Origin of the sequence: Mesorhizobium temperatum (assembly GCF_002284575.1) — a bacterium.
Taxonomy (GTDB): domain Bacteria; phylum Pseudomonadota; class Alphaproteobacteria; order Rhizobiales; family Rhizobiaceae; genus Mesorhizobium; species Mesorhizobium temperatum.
Genome location: NZ_NPKJ01000043.1, coordinates 36970 through 61515 on the forward strand (window position 1 = coordinate 36970; position 24546 = coordinate 61515).

Genomic DNA, 24546 nt, shown 5'->3' on the forward strand with positions numbered 1-24546 from the left:
AGGACGAACGACGCTGCGCAAAACCTACATCGCCCTCACAATACCGGCAAATCCCTAGCGAAATCTTCCATGTCGGCCCATGGATCGCCGGAGGTGGCAAGAAGGCCCGGCAGCGAAGAATAATTCAAATCTTCCGGAGCGTCGATGGATTCCAGATCGGACCAGCTCACCGGCGTCGAGGCCGGCAGGTTTGTGCGGGCGCGCAGCGAGTAAGGCGCCGCCGAGGTGTGGCCGCGCGCATTGCGATGGTAGTCGATGAAGATGCGCCGCTTGCGGTTGTCCTTGCCCATGGTGGTGGTGAAGGTGTCGGGCGCGGAGGCGGCCAACGCCGAGGAGATGGCGCTGGTCGCCTGGTGCAGTTTCTTCCAGTTCTGTTTTTGCGTCACCGGCACTGATATGTGGATGCCCTTGCCGCCCGAGGTTTTCGCGAACGGCACCAGCCCCAAAGCCTCCAGCCCGGCGCGGATATGCACCGCCGCCTCGACCACCTCGCGCCAGCTAACTCCCTCGCCCGGGTCGAGATCGAAGACGATCAGGTCGGGCTTGTCGAGCCGCGTGCGGTGGGTGCCCCAGGTGTGGAACTCGACGACGCCGAACTGCGCCAGCGCCAGATAGCCCTTGGCATCTTCCACCGACAGATAGGATTTGGTCTCGCCCTCGGAATTGGTCGCCTCGAAGGTCGCAACCGATGAAGGCATGCCGGTGAAGGCATGGCGCTGGAAGAAACAGTCCTGCGGCCTGCCTGTCGGGCAGCGCACCAGCGACACCGGGCGGCCCAAAATATGCGGCAGCATGAAGTCGCCGACCAGCGCGTAGTAGACGGCGATGTCGAGCTTGGTCGGTCCGGTCTTGCCGAACAGCCGCCGCGTCGGGTTGGTCACCCAGATCGTGGCGAGGTCGGCCTCGGCGATCAGCCGCTTGCGCCTGGCCGACACCGGCGTCGACAGGCCGACGTCGCGCAGTCCGCGGAACACCGCATGGCGCAGCGCATTATCGGCAGTGCGGTTGGCATAGTGGATATGGGCCGAAAGCAGCGGCCGCACCCAGTTCATCTCGCGCATGATCTCGCGCGGAACCCCTTCGGGTGCAGACGCGCCGGCCCGCAACGGCTCCAGCCGGGCCAGCAAGTCGGTGGCGGTAGCGGCGTCGAAGCCGGTGCCGACCTTGCCGCGATAGTGCAGTTCGCCATCCTCGAATTCGCCGAGGCCGAGTGCGGCCAGTCCCTCGGCTGCAGCGGAGACTGTGTAGCCGGCGATGACGAAGTCGCCGTTCTTCAGCGCCTTGATCTTGGTCCAGGTTTTGGTGCGGCCGCTCTGGTAGATTGCCGTGGCGCGCTTGGAGACGACGCCTTCCAGTCCCATCTCGGAAGCCTGGTCGTAGAGCGCCTGGCCATCGCCTTCGACGTGGTCCGAGAACTGGATGGCGGCGTTGGCGCCCAGCCCGGACAGCAATTGCGACAGCAGCGCCTTGCGCCGGCCGAGCGGCGCTTTTCTCAGGTCCCAGCCGTCGAGATGCAAGAGATCGAAGGCGTAGAAGTGGAGCTTGTTGCCGGCGCCTTCGGCCAGCGCGTCCTGCAAAAGAGCGAAGCGGCTGATGCCCTTGGCGTCGAGCACGACGATCTCGCCGTCGATGACAGCCTCACGGCATGGCAGCCGGGCGAAGGCATGCGGCAGGTCGCCATAGCGCCTGGTCCAGTCGAGGCCGGCGCGTGTGATCAGCCGCACCTCGCCCTCAGCCAGATGCGCCATGGTGCGATAGCCGTCGAACTTGATTTCGTGCAGCCAGGTTTCGCCGGTGCGGCTCGCGGGGGCATCGCCGCCCGGCGGCTTTGCCACGGTCGTCGCCAGCTGCGGCTCGATGCGGGAAGGCGGCGGCGCCTTGATCGCACCCGGCAGCGCACCGGGTTTCAGCACCACCGGCTTGGCAGGTTTGGGGGCTGGCTTCGGCGCTTCGACCAGTTCCTCGATGCGCCGTCCCGTTTTGACGCTTTCCGGCCGCTTGGCAAGGATGTCGAGCGCTGGATCGGCGGCGAGATCGCGCTCCTTGAACAGCAGCCAGTTTTTCTTCTCGCCGTCGCCGGGCTTGGCCTTTAGCCTGGTCAGCATCCAGCCGCCATTCAGCTTCTCGCCGGCGAGACGGAACTTGAAGGAACCGGTGCGCAGGCTCTTTTCGACATCGTCCATCGGCGCCCAGACGCCGGTGTCCCAGACGATCATCGGCCCGCCGCCATATTCGCCCTCGGGAATGACGCCTTCGAAGTCGATATATTCGAGCGGGTGGTCCTCGGTCTCGACCGCCAGCCGCTTGTCGGCGGGATTGAGCGACGGGCCGCGAGGCACCGCCCAGCTCTTCAGCACGTCGCCGACCTGCAGGCGAAGGTCGTAGTGGTCGGCAGTGGCGTGATGCTTGTGCACGACGAAGCGGTTGCCTTCTCCGGCAACCAGCCCGCCGACGGGTTCCGGCGTCTTGCTGAATTCGCGCTTGGCGCGATAGGCCTTGAGTTTGGAGGGAGCTGGCATGTCAAAGACCGAAGCGCGCGGCAGTCAGGAACCAGCGCCTCATTCTTTCGCGCTGTCCCGCCAGCATCAAAATTCCATCGCAGCGGCGCTTACAGGTCACGGCATGGATCCCAGGGTCTCGGCGACGTCGCTTCGCTCCTGCTCCGCCCTGGGATGACGAAGGGTAGAGGTCACACCGCTCAATCGTCAGTGGCCGGCGTCAATTCGAGCTCGGCCGGCGACAGACCCTGCTGGAGCTGGCTCAGCCGGAATTCGTCGACCCAATAGGCCTCGCCGTCGACGAGGACACGCGCCTTGTAGGCGCCGGCGGAAAAGCTCTGTGCGGTGATATAGACCTTGTGGCGGTCGAGCGCCTTGCGCACCGCGGCGCGCTTGGAATTCTGGCTGGTGACGGAACTGGCCATGGACTCGCTCATACACACGCCGCCGCAGGAAAAGGCGGCTGGCATAAGGATGGCCGAGACAGACGGTTGTGTCAATTTCGCGCATGATCGGATGGCGAGACGGATAATCTACTGTGATTGGCGGCCGGGCATTGATCTGATCAGGCAATTTATTCTCATATTTCACGAAATCTAATTCATGGGATCAATTTTCATATGATAGTTTCATTTTTCACAGAATGTGCATCTGCGGCTTAACTTTTCAGACCCGAGACCCAAATTTCATGACCGAACTGAGTGAGCATCGATTTTCAGGTCCAGTGACCGTTTTTCAGGACATGCGCCTTCCTGAAACGGCAACCCCGGCCGGGTACAGCGCGTTGATTGACGCTTACAAGCTCGCTGTCCCGCTGCCCCGCATGCTTTCCGCGACCGGCGAGCATCACCGTATCATCGAGAAGGACGGCTGGCGCATCATGACACCGCGCCACGCCCCCCATCCGACACTCGAAGGCCACCTTACTTTCGCTCTGAAATATGAGGGCCTCGACCTCGCTGTCCTCAAGCGGCTGTTCCTGGAGACAGGTCCCGCCGCCATTGAAGCGCTCGTGCGCAAAAGTCCGACCGGCAGTTACGCCCGCCGCATCTGGTTCCTCTATGAGTGGCTGAAGGGTACCCGACTGGATCTCCCCGACGCGACCGCCGGACGCTACGTCCCGGTCGTCGACCCCGGGCTGCAGTGGGCAGCGCAGGAGAAGACCGCTCCACGCCACCGCGTGAAAGACAATTTACCTGGAACGCCGGATTTCTGTCCGCTGGTGTTTCGCACCGAGGTTCTCGATCAATTCATTGGCCTCGACCTGCCCAGGCGTGCGCAAGACATCATTGCAGACGTGTCGCGCGATCTTCTAGCAAGGACCGCAGCGTTCCTCCTGCTCAAGGACTCGCGGTCCAGCTATGCGATCGAGGGTGAGCGGCCGCCGCAGGACCGCATTCAGCGCTGGGGCCGCGCCATTGGCGAGGCCGGCCGTCAGCCGCTCGATCGCGATGAGTTGCTGCGCCTGCAAAGGATCGTGCTCGGCGACGCCCGTTTCGTGAAGCTCGGCTTCCAGCAGGAGGGCGGTTTCATCGGCGAGCATGATCGCGACAACCGCATGCCACTGCCCGATCACATCAGCGCCCGGCCCGAAGATTTGGCATCGCTGATCGATGGAATGGTTGCATTCGACCACGGTCCGGCCCAAGGCATCGATGCGGTGATCGCCGCCGCGATCCTCGCCTTCGGCTTTGTCTATATCCACCCATTCGAAGACGGGAACGGCCGCATTCATCGCTACCTGATCCACCACGTCCTTGCCGCGCGCGGTTTCAACCCGCCTGGCGTCGTATTTCCCGTCTCCGCCGCGATACTTGAACAAATCGACGAGTACCGGCGGGTGCTCAAGAGCTATTCGCAGCGCCTGCTACCACTGGTCGAATGGGAGCCGACGCCGCAATTCAACGTCCGTGTCCTGAACGACACCGGCGATTATTATCGGTTCTTTGACGCAACACCGCACGCCGAATTTCTCTATGCCTGCGTCCAGAGAACGATCGAGCAGGACCTTCCCAACGAAACCGAGTTCCTGCGCCGCTATGATCAATTCCGGCAGCAGGTCGATGCCTTCATCGACATGCCGGAGCGGCTGATCGATCTCCTCTTCCACTTCCTGAAACAAAATGGCGGGCGTCTGTCGAATCGCGCCCGGGAAAAGGAATTCGCCGCGCTGACCGATGAAGAGGCCGAACGAATCGAGGCGATCCACAGGCAGGTCTTTGGCAACGCTCGCGAGAGGTGAATGGTGAAGATTGCACACAAGACGTGACGAAATCACAGCTCACTATCACCAACCACCATTCACCATTCACTATTCGATCCTCCTCCGACGCTCACGCGATCGTGCGTCCGGCCCAGAGCTGAGCGACTGTGGAAACCGAGCGAGCGCTCTATATGGTCCTGACGCAATAGTCCTGATGCCCACGAACCCTGACATTGTCCGGAGATCTCATCCATGACCTTGAGCACACGCAAGCTGGGCAGCCAGGGGCTGCAGGTATCGGTGATCGGCCTCGGCTGCATGGGCATGAGCCAGTCCTACGGCCCGGCCGACGAGGCGGAATCGATTGCCACACTGCACCGCGCCATCGAGCTCGGCTGCACCTTCCTCGATACGGCGGAAGTCTATGGCCCGCACACCAATGAGGAACTGCTCGGCCGCGCCCTGAAGGGCCGGCGCGACGAGGTGACGATCGCCACCAAATTCGGCTTCCGTATCGAAAACGGCAAGCAGATCGGCACAGACCGCAACAGCCGGCCTGAGCATATCCGGGAGGCGGTGGACGGCTCGCTCGGCCGGCTCGCCACCGACCATATCGACCTGCTCTACCAGCACCGCGTCGACCCGGCGGTGCCGATCGAGGATGTGGCGGGTGCTGTTGGCAAACTAATTACTGAAGGCAAGGTGCGCTTCTTCGGCCTGTCGGAGGCGGGTGCGGCCAACATCCGCCGGGCGCATGCCGTGCATCCGGTGTCGGCGGTGCAGAGCGAATATTCGCTGTGGGAACGCAATCTGGAACCGGAGATCATCCCGCTGCTCAGCGAACTCGGCATCGGCCTGGTGCCGTTCGCGCCACTTGGCCGCGGCTTCCTCACCGGCGACGTCAAGCGCGCCGAAGACTATCCGGAAGGCGACTTCCGCCGCGGCGATCCGCGCTACCAGGGCGCCAACTACGACGCCAATGTGCAGGCGGCCGGAATTGTCCGCGACATCGCGGCGGCCAAGGGCGTCAAGCCGGGCCAGATCGCGCTGGCCTGGCTGCTGCACAAGGGCAGCGATTTCGGGCTGGACATCGTGCCGATCCCCGGCACCAAGCGCAGAAAATACCTCGAGGAGAATGTCGCCGCTGCCGCGATTGAGCTCGACGCCGCCGCAATGCAGGCGCTCGACGATGCGCTGGCGCCGGGCAAGGTCGCGGGTGAGCGCTACAACGAACGCGTCATGGTGACGATCGACCGGTAGGTAGCGTCTACGGCAGCTTCGCCAGTTCGGCGGCGCGGCGGATGGCAAGCAACGCGTTCCGGTTCGTCACGGGATGGCCTGCGATGAAGCGTTCGACCGAAAAGCCCGGAAATTCGGCTCTCAGGCGGGCTGTGGCGCGCGCCGCCTCGTTAGCCTCGCCCATGGCCGCATGCGAGAGCGCCAGGAACATCAGCACGTCCGGTGACTCCCGCGAACTCCTGCGGAGCGCCGCAATGGCTTGCCCGTGCCTGCCGGCGACGAACAGGATGCGGCCTTGTATGCCGAAATACCAGGGCGGGGCCAATGGATTGAGGCGCATGGCACGCTCGATGAGCGGGATCGCCTCGACCGGATCGCCGACGACAAGCGCCTTGCTGCCGGCCAGCAGCGTCAGTATGCCGGCGTGGTTGGAGCCGTGTTCGAGAGCGTGCCGGTGCGCGCGCTCCGCTCCTTCGAGATCGCCAAGGCATGCCCTGAGATCGCCAAGGCATGCGTGGGCGCAGCTGTCCGTCGGGTCGAGGCGCAAGGCGTTTTCGGCCGCCGTCCGCCAGTTCTCGATCGACGTCAGCATGTCGTCGCCAAAGCCGTTGCAGGCCTCGATCGAATAGGCGTAGGCGAGCTCGGCCCAGGCGTTGGCGAAAGTAGGGTCAAGCTCCAGCGCGCGTGAAAACAGACGGATCGCCTCGGCATTGCTGGCGCGGCTGGACGTGGTGTGCTTTTCGAGGGCGAGCAGATAAAGGTCATAGGCCCGCAAGCTGGCCGGCGGCTTGCGGCGAACCGCATTGCGGCCGACCGTGGCCAGCGTTCCGTAACTGCCGGCGAACACATTGATGATGCTTTCGGTCAGGCTGTCCTGCAGCGCGAAAATATCCTCGACCGGGCGGTCGTAGCGCTCCCTCCACAGGCTGACGCCGCTACGGGCATCAGCAAGCTCTATCGTCAAGCGAATCCTCTGGTCGTCCGCGCGCAACTGGCCCGATACGAAATAGGTGACGCCGAGCGCCTTGCCGTCCGCCGCAAAATCGGCCGGCTTGCTGCCCAGTGATTTCATCGTGTGGAAGGCGATGACAGGCAAGCCCGCGTATCGTGCCAGGTCGATGGTGATGTCCGACGACAGGCCGTCGGCAAAGCGGCGCCAACGCTCTTCGGAATTCAGGCATTCGATCGGGAATATGGCGAGCACCGGCGGGGCGCCTGACAAGGACCGAGCCGGCTGTCCGCTGGAAGCGCCGGCAAAATACGCCGCAAGCCCGATCTTGGTACGCACCCCAAGTTTTTCGTAGATGGCCGCAAGGTGGGTGCGAACAGTGGTCGGGGCAATGAACAGCGCCTCGCCGATTTCGCGATAGGTCATGCCGGCTGCGAATTTTCCCGCGACCGCGCGCTCGCGACCCGACAAGGCATCGAGCGCCTGCACTTTCGAAGCGTTGTTGAACACCATCGTGGAAACCGTCCCATGACAGAATACTACAAATGCAGGAGGTCGAATACTGCATCTGCCCGATCCCGCCGCCGGCGCACAAATTGCAAGATCGCTTTCAGCAACAAGCTGCAATCAGGGGAGGTTTCCATGCGTCCTGTTTCGATAATGCTGGCATGCACGATCCTGAGTTTTTCCGCCGCCCAGTCGCCGTCGTTCGCAAGAGGATGCAGGCAGGTGCTGGAATCGGATGTGAAAATCACGAGCATGCGCGTCTATGCCGACATCCTGGCCAATGCCGCCCGCAACGGCTGGGACTACACGCCTGAATCGATCGTCAGCGGCTCAAAGCGGCATTTCGAGGAGATGAAGCTCCAGTTGAACGACGCCGGCTATGAGATCGTCCCCGTCGGCGTCCGCCTGTATTGCAACCGGTCGGACAAGCTCGCCGCCCGCTAGCAACCAGCGATCCGCCCTTTGCGGCGCAAGCTTTCGGCAATGTTGCGCAGAAAAACGTGCCGGATCATTTCGATCCGCTCAGCGCCGTGGGCATGCGCTGTCTGATCGCGGGGCTCGTTTGTCAAAGAGCGTCCATGATCTTCCCGATGCCGCCGTGCCGCGGGGTTCAGGCCCGAGTGGCCCTGCCGCGCGGCCGGAGCAGTCGGTGCTGCGGTCGTATCAAGGGCCCTCAACCGAGCCTTGCCAGCTTTGCGGCGTCGCGTATAGCTTGCATGGCATGCGGGTTTGTCACGGGATAGGCTGCGATGAAGCGTTCGACCGAAAAGTCCGGGAATTCAGCTTTCAAGCGGGCTGCAATCCTGGTCGCCTCGCCGGATTCGCCAACCGCGGCATGCGCGAGCGCCAGGAACATCAGCACGTTCGGAGAGTCCGGCGAACTCCTGCGGAGCGCTGCAATGGCTTCGCGATGCCTGCCGGCGACGAACAGGATGCGGCCTTGCATGCCGAAATACCAGGGCGGGGCCAGTGGATTGAGGCGCATGGCGCGCTCGATGAGCGGGATCGCCTCGGCCGGATCGCCGGCGACAAGCGCCTTGCTGCCGGCCAGCAGCGCCAGCGTGTCGGCATGGTTGAAGCCGTGTTCGAGAGCGCGCTGCTGCGCACGCTCCGCCCCCTCGAGGTCGCCAAGGCATCCCCTGAGATCACCAAGGCAGGCGCAGGCATGGCTGTCCGTCGGGTCGAGTTGAATGGCATTTTCGACTGCCGCCCGCCACTTCTCGATCGAGCCCTGCACATTGTCGCTAAAGCCGCTGGAGGCCTCGATCGAATAGGCATAGGCAAGCTCGGTCCAGGCCTTGACCAGGGTGGGATCGAGCTCCAGCGCGCGTGAAACCAGGCGGATCGCCTCGGCATTGCCGGCACGGCTGAACGTGTCTTGCTGTTCGACGCCAAGCAAATAGCAATCGTAGGCCCGCAGGCTGGCCGGCGGCTTGCGGCGAACCGCGTTGCGGCCCACGGTGGCCAGCGCTCCGTAGCTGCCAGCGAGCACATTGATGACGCTTTCGGTCAGGCTGTCCTGCAACGTAAAAATGTCCTCTACCGGACGGTCATAGCGCTCGCTCCACAGGCTGACGCCGTTGCCCGCGTCAGTAAGCTCGATTGTCAAGCGAACCCTCTGGTCGTCCGCGCGCAACTGGCCCGACACGATATAGGTAGCGCCAAGCGCCTTGCCGTCCGCCGCGAAATCGGCCGGCTTGCTGCCCAGCGATTTCATCGTGTGGAAGGCGATGACAGGCAAGCCCGCGTATCGCGCCAGGTCGATGGTGATGTCCGACGACAGGCCGTCGGCAAAGCGGCGCCAACGCTCTTCCGAATTCAGGCATTCGATCGGAAAGATCGCGAGCACCGGCGGAGCGTCCGATAGAGGTGACAGCCCGTCCGGCCGAGCACCGGAGGCACCGGCAAGATGCGCTGCGAGGGCGACCTTGTTGCGGACGCCAAGCTTGTCGTAGATCGAGGCGAGATGGGTACGCACGGTCGAGGGGGCGATGAACAGCGCCTCACCAATCTCGCGATAGGTCAGGCCGGCGGCAAATTTCTCCGCCACCGCGCGCTCGCGGTCAGATAGAGCCGGCGAAGACGTCGCGATGCGGTTCATGGCAAATTTCCTGCCACCGGACGGAGAGACGGGCTCAACTGCTGCCGACGCAGAATACTACAAATGGAGAACCCTAAACACCGCATCTGACCGATTGTGATGTCGCGCTTCGAAGCCGAAAGCTTCTCGCACGCCCTTCCGACCAGCCGCTGCGACTGGCCGGGCCGTGGCTAACGCCTGAGGCTGAGCGGCACCGGTGGCGTTGGCCGCTTGACGCGGCCATGAGTGGAATCGTCCCGTTCTTGCGCAAACCTCCGGCCTTGGCTAGCATCCGCGCGCCGGAGCCGAGCGGAGGAGAACGTCGCGGTGGACCGGCTGGAGCGCCGTTGCGTCCCCTTGGGCGCTCAAAGGACACTCCATTTCTGGATCGACGCATGAACCTGCCGGAGACTTATACCGGTTTTCGGGGTCGTGCGCTCATGTGGAGGAGACTAAATTGATCAACAGACGTGAATTCCTGCTGTCGTCCGTGGCGATCGGCACATTGGCTCTGGCCGCTCCGCAACTGGCGATCGCCCAGGACAAGCTGACCATCCTGGGTTCGGTGCCGAGCCTCGGCTTTCCGTTCTTCGTTCACATGCTGAACCAGATCAAGGCGGAGGCGCAGGCGCAAGGCGTCAACCTGACCGAGAGCGACGGCCAGAACTCGGCGCCCAAGCAGACCGCCGATATCGAGGCGGCGCTTGTGCAGAAGGTCGACGCCATCGTCATCTCGCCGCTCGACGTCAACGCGCTGGCGCCAGCCATCGAGCAAGCAGTGCAGGCCGGCATTCCCGTCGTCACCATCGACCGCCGCGTCGACGGCGTCGAAGGCATCCTCGCCCATGTCGGCGCCGACAATGTCAAGGGCGGCGAGGCCGAGGCGCAGGCCATGGTGGCGGCGTTCCCGAATGGCGCCAAGATCTTCCATCTGCAGGGCCAGCCCGGCGCCGGCCCGGCGATCGATCGCAACAAGGGCGTGCACAACGTGCTCGATCCGCTGAAAGACAAATACCAGATCGTCTTCGAGCAGACCGCCAACTTCGCCCGCGCCGAGGCGCTGTCCGTCACCGAGGCCGGCCTTGCCGCCAACGGCAAGCCCGACGCGATCATCTGCGCCAATGACGACATGGCGCTTGGCGCGGTTGAAGCCTGCGCGGCGCGCAACTTCACCGACGTCAAGATCTACGGCTTCGATGCGCTTCCCGAAGCGCTGGTCGCGGTGCGCGACGGCAAGTTGGCCGGCACGGTCGAACAGTTCCCCGGCGAGCAGTCGCGCACCGCGGTGCAGATCGCCGTCGCCTATGCCAAGGACAAGACCGAGCCGAAGGAAAAGCTCGTGCTGCTGACGCCGATCGTCATCGGCAAGGACAATCTCGACAAGGCGGAAAGGCTTGGCGAGACGAAGTAGGCGACGCCGAGGGCGCATAGCGGCAAAAGTAGCGTTCTGCCGCGCCCCCCTCTGCCCTGCCGGGCATCTCCCCCACTTGGGGGGAGATCGGCAGCTTCGCCGATAGCGCCTTTTTTGCAACGCAGGAGATTGGCGAAAGCCAAGGTGACATCCAATCTCCCCCCTCGTGGGGGAGATGTCCGGCAGGACAGAGGGGGGGCGCTGTCCCGCCGGCCTGCGTGTGAATCGGAACTCAAGGAGGATCGCTTGTCTCCAGCAGAAGCCGCAGCGCCGTCGCCATCTCCCGCCCTCCTCGCCGTAGAAGGCGTGACCAAGCGCTTTGCCGGTGTGACCGCACTCAGCGATGTCTCGCTCGAGGTTCGGCCCGGCGAAATCCTCGGCCTGCTCGGCGAGAACGGCGCCGGCAAGTCGACGCTGCTCAAGATCCTGTCCGGCGTGATGCCGCCCTCCAGCGGCCGCATCGTCTTCGACGGCGTCGAATTCAATCCCCACAACCCGCAGGATGCCAAGCGTCTCGGCATCGTCACCATCTACCAGGAACTGAGCCTGATCCCGACGCTCACCGTGGCGGAGAATATTTTTATCGGCCGCGCGCCGCTCGGGCCGCTCGGCCTGGTCAGCTGGCGGAAGATGGAGGAAGACTCGCGCGCGATCATCGCCCGCGTTGGTCTGGACCTCGACCCGACTACGCCGGTGTCGGCACTGTCTGTCGCCGAACAGCAGCTGGTCGAGATCGCCCGCGCGCTGTCGCTGAAGAGCCGCCTCATCATCATGGACGAGCCAACCTCGGCGCTGACCGAAACCGAAGTGCAGAAGCTGATGTCGATTATGGGCCGACTGCGCAAGGATGGTGTCGCCATCATGTTCGTCACCCACAGGCTGGAAGAGGCCTCTGCCATCTGCGACCGCATGACGGTGCTGCGCGACGGCAGGCTGGCCGGCCATCTCGACCGCGACGGCGGGCCGATCAAGCTGCCGAAAATCATCGAGAAGATGGTCGGCCGCGCCGCATCCGAGCTTTATGCCAGGCCGACGCTGCGCGACGTCGCCGGCGACGTCAGGCTCTCCGTGCGCGGCCTGCGCACGGTGCGCGATCCGCAGGCGCCGCACGCCATCGTGCTCGAAGGCGTCGATCTCGACCTCAAGGCGGGCGAGATCCTCGGCGTCGCCGGCCTCGTCGGCTCCGGCCGCACCGAACTTGCCCGCGCCATCTTCGGCGCCGACCGCATCGCCGCCGGCACCATCACGCTCGACGGCAAGACGATCGCACCTGAAACACCCGCCGACGCCATCGCGCTCGGCATTGGCCTGGTGCCGGAAGACCGCAAGCACCAGGCGATCTTCGCCGCGCTCGGCATTCTCACCAATTTTTCCATCGCCGCGCTCGGCCGCTACTCCAACGCCGCCGGCTTCATGGCCGAGCGCCGCGAGCGCGAAGCGCTGGCAAGCTACAGGAAGACGCTGTCGATCCGCATGGCCTCGCCCGAGCAGCCCATAGAGGGGCTATCCGGCGGCAACCAGCAGAAGGTCATCCTTGCCCGCTGGCTGGCGCGCGACCCCAAGGTGCTGATCGTCGATGAACCGACACGCGGCGTCGATGTCGGCGCCAAGGCCGAGGTGCACCAGATCCTGGTGCAGCTTGCGGCGCGCGGCATCGCCATCATGATGATCTCGTCGGAATTGCCCGAAGTGCTTGCGGTGTCGGACAGGATCGTCACCATGCGGCGCGGACGTATCACCGGCGAGATGCCCGGCATCGAGGCGACCGAGGAAAAACTGATGGAACTGATGGCGCTCGATCAAACGCAGGAAGCGACGCAATGACCAGCACGACCGAACAGACCCAGCGCGGCGGCATCAATGTCGCGCGCCTGCTGATGAGCTTCGGCCCGCTGATGTTCCTGGCGCTGCTGATCGTCGTTTTCACCGTCCTGAAGCCGAGCTTCATCGACCCCATCAACATCTTCAACATCATGCGGCAGATCTCGATCACTGGACTGATCGCGCTCGGCATGACCTTCGTCATCCTTACTGCCGGCATCGACCTGTCGGTCGGTTCGCTGCTGGCTTTCTGCGGCATGGTCGCGGCGGTGGTGGCCAAGGGCGGCACCGCCAACACGCTGTCGCTGTCGACGTCCGGCACGCAAGGCTTTGGCTGGTTCGCAGCCCTATTGGCTGCCGTCGTCGTCGGTGCCATGGCCGGCGGCGTCCAGGGCTTTGCCATCACCAGGCTGAAGGTGCCGCCCTTTGTCGTCACGCTCGGCGGCCTCACCGTCTTTCGCGGCCTGACGCTGACGATCTCCAACGGCGGCCCGATCTCCGGCTTCGACGCCTCGATGCGCTGGTTCGGCACCGGGCTGATCGGCCCGGTCCCGGTGCCGGCGATCATTTTCGCGGCGGCGGCGATCCTCTGCCACATCGTCTTGCGCTACACGCGCTACGGCCGCGCCGTCTACGCGGTCGGCGGCAATGCCGAGGCGGCGCGGCTGTCGGGCCTGCGCGTCGACCGTATCCTGATCTCGGTCTATGTCATCGTCGGCTTCTTCGCCGGCCTTGCCGCCTTCGTGCTGTCGGCCAGGCTCAATTCCTCGGAAGCCGTCGCCGGCATCGGCTACGAACTGACGGTAATCTCGGCGGTCGTCATCGGCGGCACCTCGCTGTTCGGCGGCATCGGCTCGGTCGGCGGCACCGTGGTGGGTGCGGCGCTGATCGGCGTGCTGCAGAACGGGCTGCAGTTCAACAACGTCTCGTCCTATACGCAAAGCATCGTCATCGGCCTGATCCTGATCCTCGCCGTGGCCTTCGACCGCTGGCTGAAATCGCGGGTGCGGCGGTGAGGATGCGAGGTGCGACCTTGCCTTCTCCCCTTGTGGGAGAAGGTGTCGCCGAAGGCGACGGATGAGGGGTGTTGGAAGAAACTCAACGCCTTACTTCGTCCAGCACCCCTCATCCGACCGAGCTTCGCTCGGCCACCTTCTCCCACAGGGGGAGAAGGAGTAGGCGCACTCACGCGGGGGCATTGACGCGCTGCCAACGCGTTGCCCAATCGATGACCGTCCCGCCCGCAACGGTAGAGCTCGGCTGCGGCGCGAGAAGATCGTTGCGGCGGGCAAACGCCACGAAGGTTGCCCGCGCCGTTTCGGCGTCGATCTCTCCGTCCATTGCGGCCCGGCAGGCCTTGGCGGCGATGTCGTGCGCGGCCGTCCGGCTCGTCGACGGCCAGTCGGCAAGCAGCGCATAGGCCTCAGCCGCGCTTTCTATCTTCGTCGGGCTACCGAGGCCGGTGAGGATGGTGACCGGCTTTTCAAAAGAAGAACGATCCATGACACTCTCCTTTCGGGGTTCAACTGGCTCCTTTCGGGGTTCAACTGTCCGGCCGCTGCGATCCTCGAGAGCGGCCTGCGGGACGACAGCGCCGATCAGCGAATGCAACGCGGCCGGCTGCGGCGGCATGCTCGGCCGTGGCAGTAACCGGTGCACTTTGGCCAGCGTCTCCAGCCAGGCCATTACGACAAGGGGCGGATGTTCACGCCCGTAGAGCCAGGCCTTTGCCTTGGCGACCGGATAGCCCGCCTCTTCGGCGAAATCGGTTTCCGACCACCTCAGCAGGCGCAGACACTCACGCATCCGCGCTGCAATCATTTGCGCTCCTCCTTGCCGGCTCCTAATTGCTGAGCCGACAGGAACATCAACGTATAGGCCGCCTTGCGACGGTCCCAGCCGGCCGACTCGACCGCGTCCAGCAATCCGTCGACAAGCGGCGCCAGCGCCGTCTTGCACTCCGTTTCGTAGTTGAAATCGGTCCTGGGAAGGGTTGGTGCGGCGATCTTTCCAAAACTGTTCATCATGTCCATGGCAACACCTGCATATGGTCCGGGCACGGCGGTGCCCGCCTTTGCGTCGGCGGGCACGGTCGTTTGTCCTCAGAAGCCTGGCGTCAGTAATCCATGCCGGCACCGGCAGGCATCGCCGGCGTGGCCCCTTCTTTCTTCGGCTTCTCGGCCACCATCGCCTCGGTGGTGACGAGCAGGCCGGCAACAGAGGCGGCACCCTGCAGCGCGGTGCGCACGACCTTGGCCGGATCGATGACGCCCTGTCCGTACAGGTCACCAAACTCGTTGGTCTGCGCGTTCCAGCCATAGCCGAAGTCGGTCGTCTCGCGCAGCTTGCCGACGATGATCGAACCCTCCGCACCGGCGTTCTCGGCGATCTGGCGCACCGGCGCTTCGATGGCGCGACGCACGATCTCGACACCGATCTTCTGATCGGGATTGTCGACGACGACGCCGTCGAGCGCCTTCGCCGCCCTGAGCAGCGCCACGCCGCCGCCGGGCAGGATACCCTCTTCGACCGCAGCGCGGGTGGCGTGCATGGCGTCGTCGACTCGATCCTTGCGCTCCTTGACCTCGATCTCGGTCGAGCCGCCGACGCGGATGACGGCGACACCGCCGGCGAGCTTCGCCAGCCGCTCCTGCAGCTTCTCGCGGTCGTAGTCGGAGGTGGTTTCCTCGATTTGCGCCTTGATCTGGCTGATGCGCGCCTGGATTTCATCCTTGCGGCCGGCACCGTCGACGATGGTGGTATTCTCCTTCTCGATCAGCACCTTCTTGGCGCGGCCGAGCATCTCCAGCGTGACGTTCTCGAGCTTGATGCCGAGGTCCTCCGAGATCGCCGTGCCGCCGGTCAGGATGGCAATGTCTTCCAGCATCGCCTTGCGGCGATCACCGAAGCCTGGCGCCTTGACGGCTGCAACCTTCAGGCCACCGCGCAGCTTGTTGACGACCAGCGTCGCCAGCGCCTCGCCTTCGACGTCCTCGGCGATGATCAGCAGCGGCTTGCCGGATTGCACGGCGGCTTCGAGCACCGGAAGCATGGCCTGCAGGTTGGAGAGCTTCTTCTCGTGGATCAGCACATAGGGTTCTTCGAGTTCGACGCGCATCTTGTCCTGGTTGGTAATGAAATAAGGCGAGAGATAGCCACGGTCGAACTGCATGCCTTCGACCACTTCCAACTCGGTCTCGGCGGTCTTGGCTTCCTCGACAGTGATGACGCCCTCATTGCCGACCTTTTCCATCGCTTCGGCGAGGAATCGGCCGATCTCGGCATCGCCATTGGCCGAGATCGCGCCGACCTGGGCAATCTCGTCGTTCCTGGTCACCTTGCGGGCATTGGCCTTCAGGTCGGCGACGACGGCGTCAACCGCCTTGTCGATGCCGCGCTTCAGGTCCATCGGGTTCATGCCGGCGGCAACCGCCTTGGCCCCTTCCCTGACGATGGCTTGAGCAAGAATCGTCGCGGTCGTGGTGCCATCGCCGGCGGTGTCGCTGGTCTTCGACGCGACCTCGCGCACCATCTGCGCGCCCATGTTCTCGAACTTGTCCTCAAGCTCGATTTCCTTGGCGACGGTAACGCCGTCCTTGGTAATTCGCGGGGCGCCGAATGGCTTGTCGAGGACGACATTGCGGCCCTTGGGACCGAGCGTCACCTTCACCGCATTGGCGAGGATATCGACGCCGCGCAACATCTTCTCGCGGGCTTCGGTATGGAATTTCACATCCTTGGCAGCCATTGGATAACTCCTTCAATAGGCAGCTGTTCGTTGACTGATTGCTTGTCCAGGCCCCGCTCAGGCGGCCTTCTGCATCTTGTCGGTCGATTCGATCACGCCCAGCACGTCGCTTTCCTTCATGATGAGCAGGTCCTCGCCGTTGAGCTTGATCTCGGTGCCCGACCATTTACCGAACAGGATACGGTCGCCGACCTTGACGTCGAGCGGCTGCAACTGGCCGCTATCGTCGCGCGCCCCGGGACCGGCGGCGATGACCTCGCCTTCCTGCGGCTTTTCCTTGGCGGTGTCGGGAATGATGATGCCGCCCGCGGTCTTCTCGTCGACCTCGATGCGGCGGACCAGGATACGGTCATGCAATGGACGGAACGCCATGTCGTTCTCCTCATAGGACAAACAGATTTTCTTGGACCTCCCTCGCCGACCGGTGCAACGGCCGACGCGACGGTGCGCGACCCCTGCTCGGGCATCGCGCGCTTATCGAATTAGTCTGCCGATCCAGGCTTTCAAGAGGATGCCAAAAAAATTTTAGCACTCGCCGCGGTCGAGTGCCAACGCACTGGAATGATGGCGCTATCCCAGGAATTGACACGTCGGATACGGCTTGAAATCGCGGCCCAACCTTCCGACATCGTCGTCGATCCCGGCACCGTCTGCCGGCAGCCGGAACCGATGAGGAAGCGGAGGCGTTTTTGCATGCGGAGGAAAGTGATGGAACGCGAAGCCGCAACGATTTCGATTGCGCCGGAATATCCCGATCTCAGCCGGCTGCTCGATCCGGCGCGGCATTTCGACCGTCCACAAGACGTACTGGCCGACGCGACGCTGGACGTCGGGGAAAAGCGCGCGATCCTGTCGTCATGGGCCTCCGATGCCTGCACGGTCGAATCCATGCCGGCGCTGCGCAAGCCACCCGGCGCCAAAGCTCCAATCACCTTTGAAGAGATCATGGACGCGCTGCAGGCACTTGATGGCGCAGGTCCATCTCAAGGCGCCGGCCGAAGCCGCCATGGCGGCCCCCACCGCGTCGACGCCTGATTGTACGACAGAAAGGAGAAAAGGAGACGTGCATGGTCAGCAACGAGTTCCGGCTCCAGATGCAAGGCTTTGGCCTGACGACGGCGGAGATCCATTATCGTCTTCCCGATTATCGGGACCTGCTGCAGCTCTTCATCTGGCAGGAATACGACATCGCCCCGGATTTCCCGACGCTAAAGCATTTCCTCGACTATTGGGAACGTGAAATCGAAGGCCCGCTGCATTCCGTGCGCGTCGCCCATCACCGTCTGATCCAGCCCTCCGAATGGCGGGCGGTGGACGGTGTTATTACTCTGCAGTGACACAGGAAGGGCGGCGCTTTTCATGAAAGGCGCCGCCTCTGCAGCCCGCGCTGACGTTCAGGTGGATTGGCGTTCAGGTTGATTGGCGTTCAGGTGGATTGATGTTCAGGTGGATTTACGTCCCGTGACAAGCAGTCCGGCCGTGCGAGCCGCCTTGACGAAGGCCGTGCGAGCCTCGCGGGCGGTGCGCCAACCGTCGAGCGCGTCGCGGCAGGCGCGATAGGCTGCGCGCCAGTTCCGGCCGCGCGCCCGGTCCGGCCATTGCTGCATGCATTCGATGGCTTCCCAGCTGCTGGCGACCTTTCGCTCTCCGACGGATTGGAGCTTGAGCGTGATCGGCTCGGAAAATGGGACGTCGTTCATCACTTCCTCCTTCTTTCTGTTTTTTAGAGCAAGTAACATCCTCGATTATGCAGGAGGGCGGCCCGATCGGCGCCGATGGACGAGACGGTTCGTCTGCCTGCGCGCTTCAAGACCTCCCCGCCTCAAACCCAGCTTGCCTCAAACCCTGCTTGCCCCACCCCTGCCCCGACGCCCCGCCCTCGACTGCAACGGCCGGCTATATGTCGTCGTCAGGCGGTTCGAGAAGCCCGATCAGCGTCGCCACCCTTGCCGACGGCAGAGGGCGGCCCTCGTTGACCAGCGCCTCATCGGCGCCGACCCAGGCAAAGGCCTCGCGCAACTCTTCGATCGTCGCGCCGGTCGAGGCGATGTCGGCGATAACGGCGTCGTCCACCGGGCCCAGCACCGAAATGATGTCGTCGCGTGTCATGGTCATGATATCCTCCATGCGGCGTGCCGGCGCGACCCTCAAATGACGGTTGAAACCGGCATTACAGCTACAATCTGGCAACAAAAAATCTGGCAGCGGACAGAATCTGGGTCTTGATTTCGGGCTGACAATAACCAAATCAAAATTGCCGGTTGCCGAATGGGACCGGCAGAACCCAGGGAGCGCCAGCTCTTTGGCGTTCCTCGTACTATGTTGCTCTAAGGAGGATGTAGCTATGAGAACCGCATCCGATTTTTCCCCGCTCTATCGGTCGAGCATCGGTTTCGACCGCATCTTCAACCTGCTGGAAAACGCGCCTCAGCCAGTCGAGACCTGGCCGCCTTATGACATCGAGCGAAGCGACGAGAACAGCTATCGCGTGAGGATCGCCGTCGCCGGCTTCTCCGAAGACGATCTCGACATCAGCCACGAGCCGAACCTTCTAATCGTCTCGGGCGAGCGCAAGGAACAGGACGAGGTGGAATATCTCCACCGCGGTCTTCCGGTGCGACCGTTCACACGGCGCTTCGAGCTTGCCGATCACATGACGGTCACCGGCGCCTCGCTCGACAACGGCCTGCTGACGATCGACCTCGTGCGCGAAGTGCCCGAGGAGATGAAGCCGCGGCGCATCACGATCGCCAAGGACGACGGCGCGCGGAAGGCCGGGCAGGTCGAGAAGCCGAAGCAGGCCGCCTGAGCGAAGGCGATCTCTGGGCGTCGCCTTTGGCACAACCAGTCGAGAAAGGAGAACAGCAATGGCTATTCGTGATCTCATTCCCTGGGGCCGGGAGAACAGTCCGGTTCCCAGCCTCTATCGTGACGAGGACCGCGACCCGTTCATGGCGTTGCATCGCGAGATGAACCGCCTGATCGACGACGCGTTCCGCGGCTTCGAAACGCGCATGCCTTCGCTCAGCGGATTTTCGTCGGCGCGCGGCAGCTGGCCGAGCGTCGAAATCTCCGACGGCGAGAAGGAGATGCGCGTGACCGCGGAAATTCCCGGCATGGACGAGAAGGACATCGAGGTGATGCTCGATGACGGCGTGCTGACCTTGCGTGGCGAGAAGCGCTCCGAGACCGAGGACAAGGGCAGGCAGTTCTCCGAGCGGTTCTACGGCCGCTTCGAGCGCCGCATCCCGCTCGGCTACGAGGTCGAGGAGGACAAGGTGAACGCCGCCTTCCACAACGGCGTGCTCACCGTGACGTTGCCGAAGACCGAGCGCGCGCAGGCGAAGGCCAAGCGCATCGCGATCAGTGGCAGCGCCGCCAGCCCCGGCAAGAGCAAGCACTGACAACACCGGCAGCCGGACGCGCAAGCCGCGCCCGGCTGCGCAGATCGGGCTGCATGCCGATCGGCCCGCGCTCTCCGCCAAAGGCGCGGGCTTCATTTGTTTAGCCGATGCGCCTGACGGCGCGAAGGCCGCATATTGAGTATCTGCGGGAGCATTTAGTAGCAGAGTCGCTACCGTGGCGTTCCTGGCGGCCAGGCAACGGAGCCCGTCATCCGAAAGGGTGGCGGGCTTTCGTATCAATTGTCGAACTTTATCGGCCTGTCGGAGCCGAGCGAACAGTCCTCGCCATCCGCTTGTTGTCGCCTGTTACGATCAACGGCGGAGGCGGCCACCGGTCTCAGGTCGCTCGCGCTCCCGTTCCGGCGTGGCGACCAGCAAGGCCGCGGCGGCGTTGGCGGCAGCGATGGCGGCCTCGACCTGATGCCCGCGGGCAAGGCCTGCCGCGAACGTGCCGACGAATTCGTCGCCGGCGCCATGGGTGCTGACGACCTTCACCGGGATGGCCGCCAGCGCGAACGCCTGACCGTCGCGGCCGCAATAGGCAACGCCCTCCCCGCCGGCCGTGACAATCGCGGCCGGGTAGAAATCGGCCAGCATGCGTGCCGCCTCGGCAGCCCCCTCGAGCGTGTCGACGACCGGAACGCCGGCCAGAAATTCCGCCTCGATGGCGTTGACGATAACGATATCGGTGAGTGCGATCAGTTCGCCGGACAGTTTTCGGGCGGGCGCGGCGTTGAGCACGACGCGACCGCCATGCGCCTTCACCGCCCGCGCCGCGGCAATGTTGGCGGCTTCCGGCACCTCGTTCTGCAGCAGCAGAACCGACGTTTGCGCAATCACATCAGTAGCTTCCGCGACGTCTTTCTTGCCCAAGGTGAGATTGCTGCCTGACACGATCACCGCGCCATAGTCGCCGCCGTCGTCGAAGATCGCCACGCTCATGCCCGAGCCGGCGCCAGCCGCGACCCGCACGAAGCGGCTATCGACGCCGCAGCGGTAGAGATTATCGAGAAGCAGGCGGCCGAAATCGTCATCGCCGACGGCGCCGATCATCGCCGAGCCCACGCCGGCTCGCGCCACCGACACTGCCTGGTTGCCGCCCTTGCCGCCGCATTTCGGCTGCCAGGCATGGCCGGTCACCGTTTCGCCCTTGCGCGGGCGGTCAGGCGCTTCGACCATGATGTCGTAATGCAGGCTGCCGAACACGGTCACCAGCGGAGCCGTCATGTACCCCTGTCCCGGCGTTTCGACGTCACCGCCGACATGGTGCGGCCGAGATTGCGCTCCGCCGCCTGATAGTCGCGCTGCGCCACCGCGACGAACAGCGCGTCGAGAATGTTGAGCTGGGCGATGCGCGCCGCAGCGTTCTCGCCCATCAGCGGCGAGCCCTGCGCTGTCGAGCACAGCACGATGTCGGCAACGGCGGCCAGCGGCGAGTTGTCGTAGTTGGTGATCGCCAGCGTCCGCGCCCCGCTCTTGCGGGCGAGATGGATGGCATCGATGACGGCGCTGGTGTTGCCGGAATGCGAGAAGCCGACGGCGATGTCGTCGGCGCCGAGCAGCGAGGCCGACATCAGCATCATGTGCGAATCGTCGTAGACTGATGCGCGGATGCCGATGCGCAGGAATTTATGCGAGACGTCGCGCGCGATCTGCGCCGAACCGCCGACGCCATAGAAATCCCGGTTCTTGGCGCGGTAGAGAAGATCGGCGGCGCGGTCGAAATCGTCCATGTCGAGGATGGCCAGCGTTTCCTCCAACGCCTGGATGGAGGTGCGGAACACTTTTTGGACGATCTCGGCCGAACTGTCGTCGACCGACAGTTCCTGATGCATTTCGGCGGTCGGTAGGCGACTGTATTCATAGACCGCGGTGCGGAAGTCGCGATAGCCGGAAAAACCCAGTTTCTTGGCGATCTTGACCACCATCGCCTCCGACACGCCGGCCTCTTCGGCGATCTGCTTGAGCGGAATGGTCTCGTCGAAGCCACGCCGCCCGAAGACGGTTTCCACCACCTTCGCCTCGAGCGGCGTCAGATGCGGCATCATCATGCGGATGCGCGGTCCTACTGCTTTCAGATCCAGGTTGGTCAAGATCATCCACGTCCCCTCGTCACGCGATCGATAAGCATCGCGGCGAGGATTATAAGGCCAGTTGCCAGGAGCTGATAGAAGGACTGGACATTCATCAGCGTCAGGCCGTTGCGCATGGTGCCGAGGATGACGGCGCCCAGGATGGTGCCGACGACGCTGCCCTTGCCGCCCATCAGCGAGGCGCCGCCGATGGCCGCCGCGGCAATCGCATCGAGCTCCCAGAGATTGCCGAGAATGGGCTCGGCGGCACCCAGCCGGCCAATCAGGATCTGCGCGGCAAGGGCCGCCAGCAGACCCGAAATCATGTAGGCGGCGATCTTGGTGCGCGCGATCGGCACGCCTGCTATGTAGGCGGCCTCCTCATTGCCGCCGACGGCGAGCAGATATTCGCCGAACGGCGTCTTCTTGAGGATGATCCAGGCGATCAGCGCGACCACGGCCACGATGATGACCGCCAACGGCAATCCGAACAGAGATCCGTTGAAGATGGCGCGGAAGCCGGCCGGCAGGCCGAGCACCGGATTGCCGCCGGTATAGATCAGCGCCAGTGCCCGGTAGGTGCTGAGCGTTCCCAGCGTGACGATGAAAGGCTGCAGTCCGACATAGGCGACCAGCACGCCGTTGAGCAGCCCGCAGACAAGGCCGATGGCGAAGCCGGCGGCGATGGCCAGCGGAAACGGCACGCCGGCAACCAGCATCGAGGCCGAGATGACGGCCGAAAGGGCCGCCGTCGGCCCGACCGACAGATCGATGCCGCCCGAGATGATCACCAGCGTCATGCCCAAGGCCAGGCAGGCATTGATGCTCGACTGCTGCAGGATGTTGATCAGGTTGCGCTCGGCAAAGAAGCCCGGGACCAGCACACCGAAGACGGCGAGGATCACGACCAGGCCGATCAGCGTGCCGGCGTCGCGCACGGAAAACCGGTGCAGGAATTCAGCCCTTGGGCGCGCTGCTGTGTGTTCGGTTATATCGGTCATCCGTCGGTCCTGTCCGTTATGCACCGGCCCGATGGCCTTGCGCCTTGCCGGCCTGAGTCTCCGATTGGGGTATGGCGTGCGCCGCGATCGCCTGTTCGTTGAGATCGGCCCGGTCAAGTTCGGCCGCGACCGTGCCGTCGCGCATGACCAGCACGCGGTCGGCGAGCCGGATCACCTCGGGAAGCTCGGACGACACCACGACGACCGAATTGCCTTCGGCGGCGAGCTCCTCGATCAAATGATAGATCTCCGCCTTGGCGCCGACATCGATGCCGCGCGTCGGCTCGTCGAACAAAAGGATGCGCGTTCCCGCCGCCAGCCAGCGGCCGATGATCGCCTTCTGCTGGTTGCCGCCGCTGAACAGCCGGATCGGCCGGTCGAGCAGGAACGGGCGCAAATTGACCCGCTTCATCTTCTCGGCCGCGACCCGTTTCAGCCTGGTGTGATCGATAACGCCGCGCGGTGCGAACACGCCCATCGACGCCAGCGCCATATTGTTGGAGATCGACCGCAACGGCACGATGCCTTCGCGTTTGCGCTCCTCCGGCACCAGGCCGATGCCGGCGGCGATGGCGTCGCGCGGATTGGAAAGTTTTACCGCCTTGCCGTCGATCTCGACCGTGCCTGATGAGGCGCGGTCGGCGCCGGCCAGCAGCCGCAGCAGTTCGGTGCGGCCCGAGCCGACCAGGCCGGCAATGCCCAGCACCTCGCCGCGATGCAGGTCGAACGAAACGTCACGGACCTTGGTTGCCGAGGCGAGGCAACGCACGCTCAGCCTTACTTCGCTGGAAGCGTGCGAACGGTGCTGTTCCTGGGCAAGCTCGCGGCCGACCATCATCGAAACGACGGCTTTTTCCGACACCTGCGCGAGATCGACGGATCCGACCACGACGCCGTCGCGCATGATTGTGGCGCGCTGGCAGATGCCGAACACCTCGTCCAGCTTGTGCGAGACATAGACGACCGCGACACCGTCGCGCGCCAGTCTGGCAATGACTTCGGCCAGGCGCTTGAACTCGCTCGGCGTCAGGCTCGATGTCGGCTCGTCCATCGCCACGATGCGCGCCCGATCGAGCAGCGCCCGGGCGATCTCGACGATCTGCCGCTGCGCGACCTTCAGGCTGCCGAGCGGGGCCGCCGGATCGATCGTTGGGTCGAGGGCGGCGAGGGCTTCCGCAGCGCGGCGTTCCTGCTCGCGCCGTGCGACGAAGATGCCGCCGCGCGTCAGCGGATGGCCGAGAAACATGTTCTGGGCGACGCTGAGACGCGGCACCTGCTGCAATTCCTGATGGATCATGGCGACGCCCGCGGCGCGGGCGGCGACCGGATTGTTCAGCATCACCGGCCTGCCGTCGATCAGCACGCTTCCGGCTGTCGGCCGGTAGACACCAGACAGGATGCGCAGCAGCGTCGATTTGCCGGCGCCGTTCTCACCGAGCAGGCCATGGATTTCGCCGGCGCCGACCGAAAAAGACACGTCGCTCAGCGCCCGCACGGCCGGAAACACCTTGGAAATGCCCTTGAATTGCAGCCGGGAGATGACTGACATTGCTTCGGTTCTCCAGGCAAAGTGCCGGCAGAGCACGATGCTCTTGCCGGCACCCGCCCTTGTG

25 protein-coding genes are annotated in these 24546 nt (G+C 64.1%); 10 read left to right on the forward strand and 15 right to left on the reverse strand.

Annotated features, from left to right (window positions below; genetic code table 11):
- Positions 1-35: 35 nt before the first annotated feature.
- Both ligD and CIT26_RS14330 read right to left on the reverse strand, forming a co-directional pair.
- Positions 36-2519: a DNA ligase D gene (gene ligD / locus CIT26_RS14325; RefSeq protein WP_095493205.1), complete on the reverse strand. Its 2484-nt coding sequence runs from the start codon at positions 2517-2519 to the stop codon at positions 36-38.
- A 179-nt stretch (positions 2520-2698) separates the two neighbouring features.
- A complete protein-coding gene (locus CIT26_RS14330; protein WP_029351283.1) occupies positions 2699-2923 on the reverse strand; it encodes a hypothetical protein in 225 nt (74 codons plus the stop codon).
- A gap of 263 nt (positions 2924-3186) precedes the next feature.
- On the opposite strand from CIT26_RS14330, the gene CIT26_RS14335 reads away from it, so the two are divergent.
- Positions 3187-4740: a Fic family protein gene (locus CIT26_RS14335; protein ID WP_095493206.1), complete on the forward strand. Its 1554-nt coding sequence runs from the start codon at positions 3187-3189 to the stop codon at positions 4738-4740.
- A gap of 213 nt (positions 4741-4953) precedes the next feature.
- Positions 4954-5961 (forward strand): aldo/keto reductase, encoded by a 1008-nt coding sequence (locus tag CIT26_RS14340; RefSeq protein ID WP_095493207.1) that lies wholly within the window; start codon positions 4954-4956, stop codon positions 5959-5961.
- A 7-nt stretch (positions 5962-5968) separates the two neighbouring features.
- Here the strand turns inward: CIT26_RS14340 and CIT26_RS14345 are convergent, their stop codons facing one another.
- Both CIT26_RS14345 and CIT26_RS14350 read right to left on the reverse strand, forming a co-directional pair.
- Positions 5969-7402 carry a LuxR C-terminal-related transcriptional regulator gene (locus CIT26_RS14345; RefSeq protein ID WP_095493208.1) on the reverse strand — a complete coding sequence of 478 codons (1434 nt, stop codon included), beginning with the start codon at positions 7400-7402 and terminating at the stop codon, positions 5969-5971.
- Positions 7403-7428: 26 nt separating this feature from the next.
- Positions 7429-7650, reverse strand: a complete 222-nt coding sequence (locus CIT26_RS14350) for a hypothetical protein (protein ID WP_095493209.1) — start codon at positions 7648-7650, stop codon at positions 7429-7431.
- On the opposite strand from CIT26_RS14350, the gene CIT26_RS14355 reads away from it, so the two are divergent.
- Positions 7634-7840 carry a hypothetical protein gene (locus tag CIT26_RS14355; protein WP_143747842.1) on the forward strand — a complete coding sequence of 69 codons (207 nt, stop codon included), beginning with the start codon at positions 7634-7636 and terminating at the stop codon, positions 7838-7840. The genes CIT26_RS14350 and CIT26_RS14355 overlap by 17 nt on opposite strands.
- Before the next feature lie 229 nt (positions 7841-8069).
- Here CIT26_RS14355 and CIT26_RS14360 read toward each other — a convergent pair whose 3' ends face one another.
- Positions 8070-9497 (reverse strand): LuxR C-terminal-related transcriptional regulator, encoded by a 1428-nt coding sequence (locus CIT26_RS14360; RefSeq protein WP_095493211.1) that lies wholly within the window; start codon positions 9495-9497, stop codon positions 8070-8072.
- 439 nt (positions 9498-9936) lie between these two features.
- On the opposite strand from CIT26_RS14360, the gene CIT26_RS14365 reads away from it, so the two are divergent.
- The 3 genes from CIT26_RS14365 (at position 9937) to CIT26_RS14380 (ending at position 13724) form a co-directional block, all read left to right on the forward strand.
- Positions 9937-10887, forward strand: a complete 951-nt coding sequence (locus CIT26_RS14365; protein ID WP_095493248.1) for a substrate-binding domain-containing protein — start codon at positions 9937-9939, stop codon at positions 10885-10887.
- Positions 10888-11133: 246 nt separating this feature from the next.
- Positions 11134-12711, forward strand: a complete 1578-nt coding sequence (locus CIT26_RS14375) for a sugar ABC transporter ATP-binding protein (protein ID WP_095493212.1) — start codon at positions 11134-11136, stop codon at positions 12709-12711.
- On the forward strand, positions 12708-13724 hold the full coding sequence (locus CIT26_RS14380) for an ABC transporter permease (RefSeq protein WP_095493213.1): 1017 nt from the start codon (positions 12708-12710) through the stop codon (positions 13722-13724). Before CIT26_RS14375 ends, CIT26_RS14380 begins: the two co-directional genes overlap by 4 nt.
- Positions 13725-13893: 169 nt before the next feature.
- Here the strand turns inward: CIT26_RS14380 and CIT26_RS38775 are convergent, their stop codons facing one another.
- From CIT26_RS38775 to CIT26_RS14400, 4 genes are read right to left on the reverse strand one after another with little or no spacing between them, the layout of a single operon-like run.
- Positions 13894-14529, reverse strand: coding sequence for a DUF982 domain-containing protein (locus tag CIT26_RS38775; RefSeq protein WP_425350346.1), 636 nt, complete (start codon positions 14527-14529; stop codon positions 13894-13896).
- The gene (locus CIT26_RS14390; protein ID WP_095493214.1) at positions 14526-14798 is read right to left on the reverse strand and encodes a hypothetical protein; all 273 of its coding nucleotides are present in this window, start codon (positions 14796-14798) and stop codon (positions 14526-14528) included. The genes CIT26_RS38775 and CIT26_RS14390 overlap by 4 nt, the downstream gene beginning before the upstream one ends.
- A gap of 26 nt (positions 14799-14824) precedes the next feature.
- Positions 14825-16456, reverse strand: coding sequence for a chaperonin GroEL (gene groL / locus CIT26_RS14395; protein ID WP_095493215.1), 1632 nt, complete (start codon positions 16454-16456; stop codon positions 14825-14827).
- Between the two features lie 57 nt (positions 16457-16513).
- Positions 16514-16828: a co-chaperone GroES gene (locus CIT26_RS14400; RefSeq protein ID WP_095493216.1), complete on the reverse strand. Its 315-nt coding sequence runs from the start codon at positions 16826-16828 to the stop codon at positions 16514-16516.
- Positions 16829-17164: 336 nt separating this feature from the next.
- Between CIT26_RS14400 and CIT26_RS14405 the strand changes: the two genes are divergently transcribed.
- Together CIT26_RS14405 and CIT26_RS14410 are read left to right on the forward strand one after the other, a co-directional pair.
- Complete coding sequence (locus CIT26_RS14405) at positions 17165-17491, forward strand: hypothetical protein (protein ID WP_206072764.1); 327 nt, start codon at positions 17165-17167, stop codon at positions 17489-17491.
- Between the two features lie 32 nt (positions 17492-17523).
- Complete coding sequence (locus tag CIT26_RS14410) at positions 17524-17793, forward strand: usg protein (RefSeq protein ID WP_095493217.1); 270 nt, start codon at positions 17524-17526, stop codon at positions 17791-17793.
- A gap of 105 nt (positions 17794-17898) precedes the next feature.
- Here the strand turns inward: CIT26_RS14410 and CIT26_RS14415 are convergent, their stop codons facing one another.
- Together CIT26_RS14415 and CIT26_RS14420 are read right to left on the reverse strand one after the other, a co-directional pair.
- The gene (locus CIT26_RS14415) at positions 17899-18156 is read right to left on the reverse strand and encodes a DUF982 domain-containing protein (RefSeq protein WP_095493218.1); all 258 of its coding nucleotides are present in this window, start codon (positions 18154-18156) and stop codon (positions 17899-17901) included.
- Between the two features lie 196 nt (positions 18157-18352).
- Positions 18353-18571 carry a hypothetical protein gene (locus tag CIT26_RS14420; RefSeq protein ID WP_023799042.1) on the reverse strand — a complete coding sequence of 73 codons (219 nt, stop codon included), beginning with the start codon at positions 18569-18571 and terminating at the stop codon, positions 18353-18355.
- A 229-nt stretch (positions 18572-18800) separates the two neighbouring features.
- Between CIT26_RS14420 and CIT26_RS14425 the strand changes: the two genes are divergently transcribed.
- Positions 18801-19265, forward strand: a complete 465-nt coding sequence (locus CIT26_RS14425) for an Hsp20 family protein (protein ID WP_095493219.1) — start codon at positions 18801-18803, stop codon at positions 19263-19265.
- A 58-nt stretch (positions 19266-19323) separates the two neighbouring features.
- Entirely contained in the window at positions 19324-19860 is a 537-nt protein-coding gene (locus tag CIT26_RS14430) for an Hsp20/alpha crystallin family protein (protein ID WP_095493220.1), read from the forward strand.
- Positions 19861-20172: 312 nt separating this feature from the next.
- Here CIT26_RS14430 and CIT26_RS14435 read toward each other — a convergent pair whose 3' ends face one another.
- From CIT26_RS14435 to CIT26_RS14450, 4 genes are read right to left on the reverse strand one after another with little or no spacing between them, the layout of a single operon-like run.
- The gene (locus CIT26_RS14435) at positions 20173-21087 is read right to left on the reverse strand and encodes a ribokinase (RefSeq protein WP_095493221.1); all 915 of its coding nucleotides are present in this window, start codon (positions 21085-21087) and stop codon (positions 20173-20175) included.
- The gene (locus CIT26_RS14440; protein ID WP_095493222.1) at positions 21084-21959 is read right to left on the reverse strand and encodes a MurR/RpiR family transcriptional regulator; all 876 of its coding nucleotides are present in this window, start codon (positions 21957-21959) and stop codon (positions 21084-21086) included. The genes CIT26_RS14435 and CIT26_RS14440 overlap by 4 nt, the downstream gene beginning before the upstream one ends.
- A complete protein-coding gene (locus tag CIT26_RS14445) occupies positions 21956-22933 on the reverse strand; it encodes an ABC transporter permease (protein WP_167391408.1) in 978 nt (325 codons plus the stop codon). The genes CIT26_RS14440 and CIT26_RS14445 overlap by 4 nt, the downstream gene beginning before the upstream one ends.
- A 16-nt stretch (positions 22934-22949) precedes the next feature.
- Positions 22950-24482: a sugar ABC transporter ATP-binding protein gene (locus tag CIT26_RS14450; protein ID WP_095493223.1), complete on the reverse strand. Its 1533-nt coding sequence runs from the start codon at positions 24480-24482 to the stop codon at positions 22950-22952.
- Positions 24483-24546 lie beyond the last annotated feature (64 nt).

Bases quoted from the DNA above. Each gene is read 5' to 3' on its own strand.
- CIT26_RS14415 (WP_095493218.1), bottom strand. From the start codon at position 18,156: ATGAACGACGTCCCATTTTCCGAGCCGATCACGCTCAAGCTCCAATCC.
- CIT26_RS14425 (WP_095493219.1), top strand. From the start codon at position 18,801: ATGAGAACCGCATCCGATTTTTCCCCGCTCTATCGGTCGAGCATCGGT.
- CIT26_RS14360 (WP_095493211.1), bottom strand. From the start codon at position 9,497: ATGAACCGCATCGCGACGTCTTCGCCGGCTCTATCTGACCGCGAGCGC.
- CIT26_RS14410 (WP_095493217.1), top strand. From the start codon at position 17,524: ATGGTCAGCAACGAGTTCCGGCTCCAGATGCAAGGCTTTGGCCTGACG.
- CIT26_RS14445 (WP_167391408.1), bottom strand. From the start codon at position 22,933: ATGACCGATATAACCGAACACACAGCAGCGCGCCCAAGGGCTGAATTC.
- CIT26_RS14345 (WP_095493208.1), bottom strand. From the start codon at position 7,402: ATGGTGTTCAACAACGCTTCGAAAGTGCAGGCGCTCGATGCCTTGTCG.
- CIT26_RS14380 (WP_095493213.1), top strand. From the start codon at position 12,708: ATGACCAGCACGACCGAACAGACCCAGCGCGGCGGCATCAATGTCGCG.
- CIT26_RS14440 (WP_095493222.1), bottom strand. From the start codon at position 21,959: ATGATCTTGACCAACCTGGATCTGAAAGCAGTAGGACCGCGCATCCGC.
- CIT26_RS14420 (WP_023799042.1), bottom strand. From the start codon at position 18,571: ATGACCATGACACGCGACGACATCATTTCGGTGCTGGGCCCGGTGGAC.
- CIT26_RS14350 (WP_095493209.1), bottom strand. From the start codon at position 7,650: ATGCTCGTGATTTTCACATCCGATTCCAGCACCTGCCTGCATCCTCTT.
- CIT26_RS38775 (WP_425350346.1), bottom strand. From the start codon at position 14,529: ATGATTGCAGCGCGGATGCGTGAGTGTCTGCGCCTGCTGAGGTGGTCG.
- groL (WP_095493215.1), bottom strand. From the start codon at position 16,456: ATGGCTGCCAAGGATGTGAAATTCCATACCGAAGCCCGCGAGAAGATG.
- CIT26_RS14400 (WP_095493216.1), bottom strand. From the start codon at position 16,828: ATGGCGTTCCGTCCATTGCATGACCGTATCCTGGTCCGCCGCATCGAG.
- ligD (WP_095493205.1), bottom strand. From the start codon at position 2,519: ATGCCAGCTCCCTCCAAACTCAAGGCCTATCGCGCCAAGCGCGAATTC.
- CIT26_RS14450 (WP_095493223.1), bottom strand. From the start codon at position 24,482: ATGTCAGTCATCTCCCGGCTGCAATTCAAGGGCATTTCCAAGGTGTTT.
- CIT26_RS14340 (WP_095493207.1), top strand. From the start codon at position 4,954: ATGACCTTGAGCACACGCAAGCTGGGCAGCCAGGGGCTGCAGGTATCG.
- CIT26_RS14335 (WP_095493206.1), top strand. From the start codon at position 3,187: ATGACCGAACTGAGTGAGCATCGATTTTCAGGTCCAGTGACCGTTTTT.
- CIT26_RS14330 (WP_029351283.1), bottom strand. From the start codon at position 2,923: ATGGCCAGTTCCGTCACCAGCCAGAATTCCAAGCGCGCCGCGGTGCGC.
- CIT26_RS14435 (WP_095493221.1), bottom strand. From the start codon at position 21,087: ATGACGGCTCCGCTGGTGACCGTGTTCGGCAGCCTGCATTACGACATC.
- CIT26_RS14405 (WP_206072764.1), top strand. From the start codon at position 17,165: ATGGAACGCGAAGCCGCAACGATTTCGATTGCGCCGGAATATCCCGAT.
- CIT26_RS14430 (WP_095493220.1), top strand. From the start codon at position 19,324: ATGGCTATTCGTGATCTCATTCCCTGGGGCCGGGAGAACAGTCCGGTT.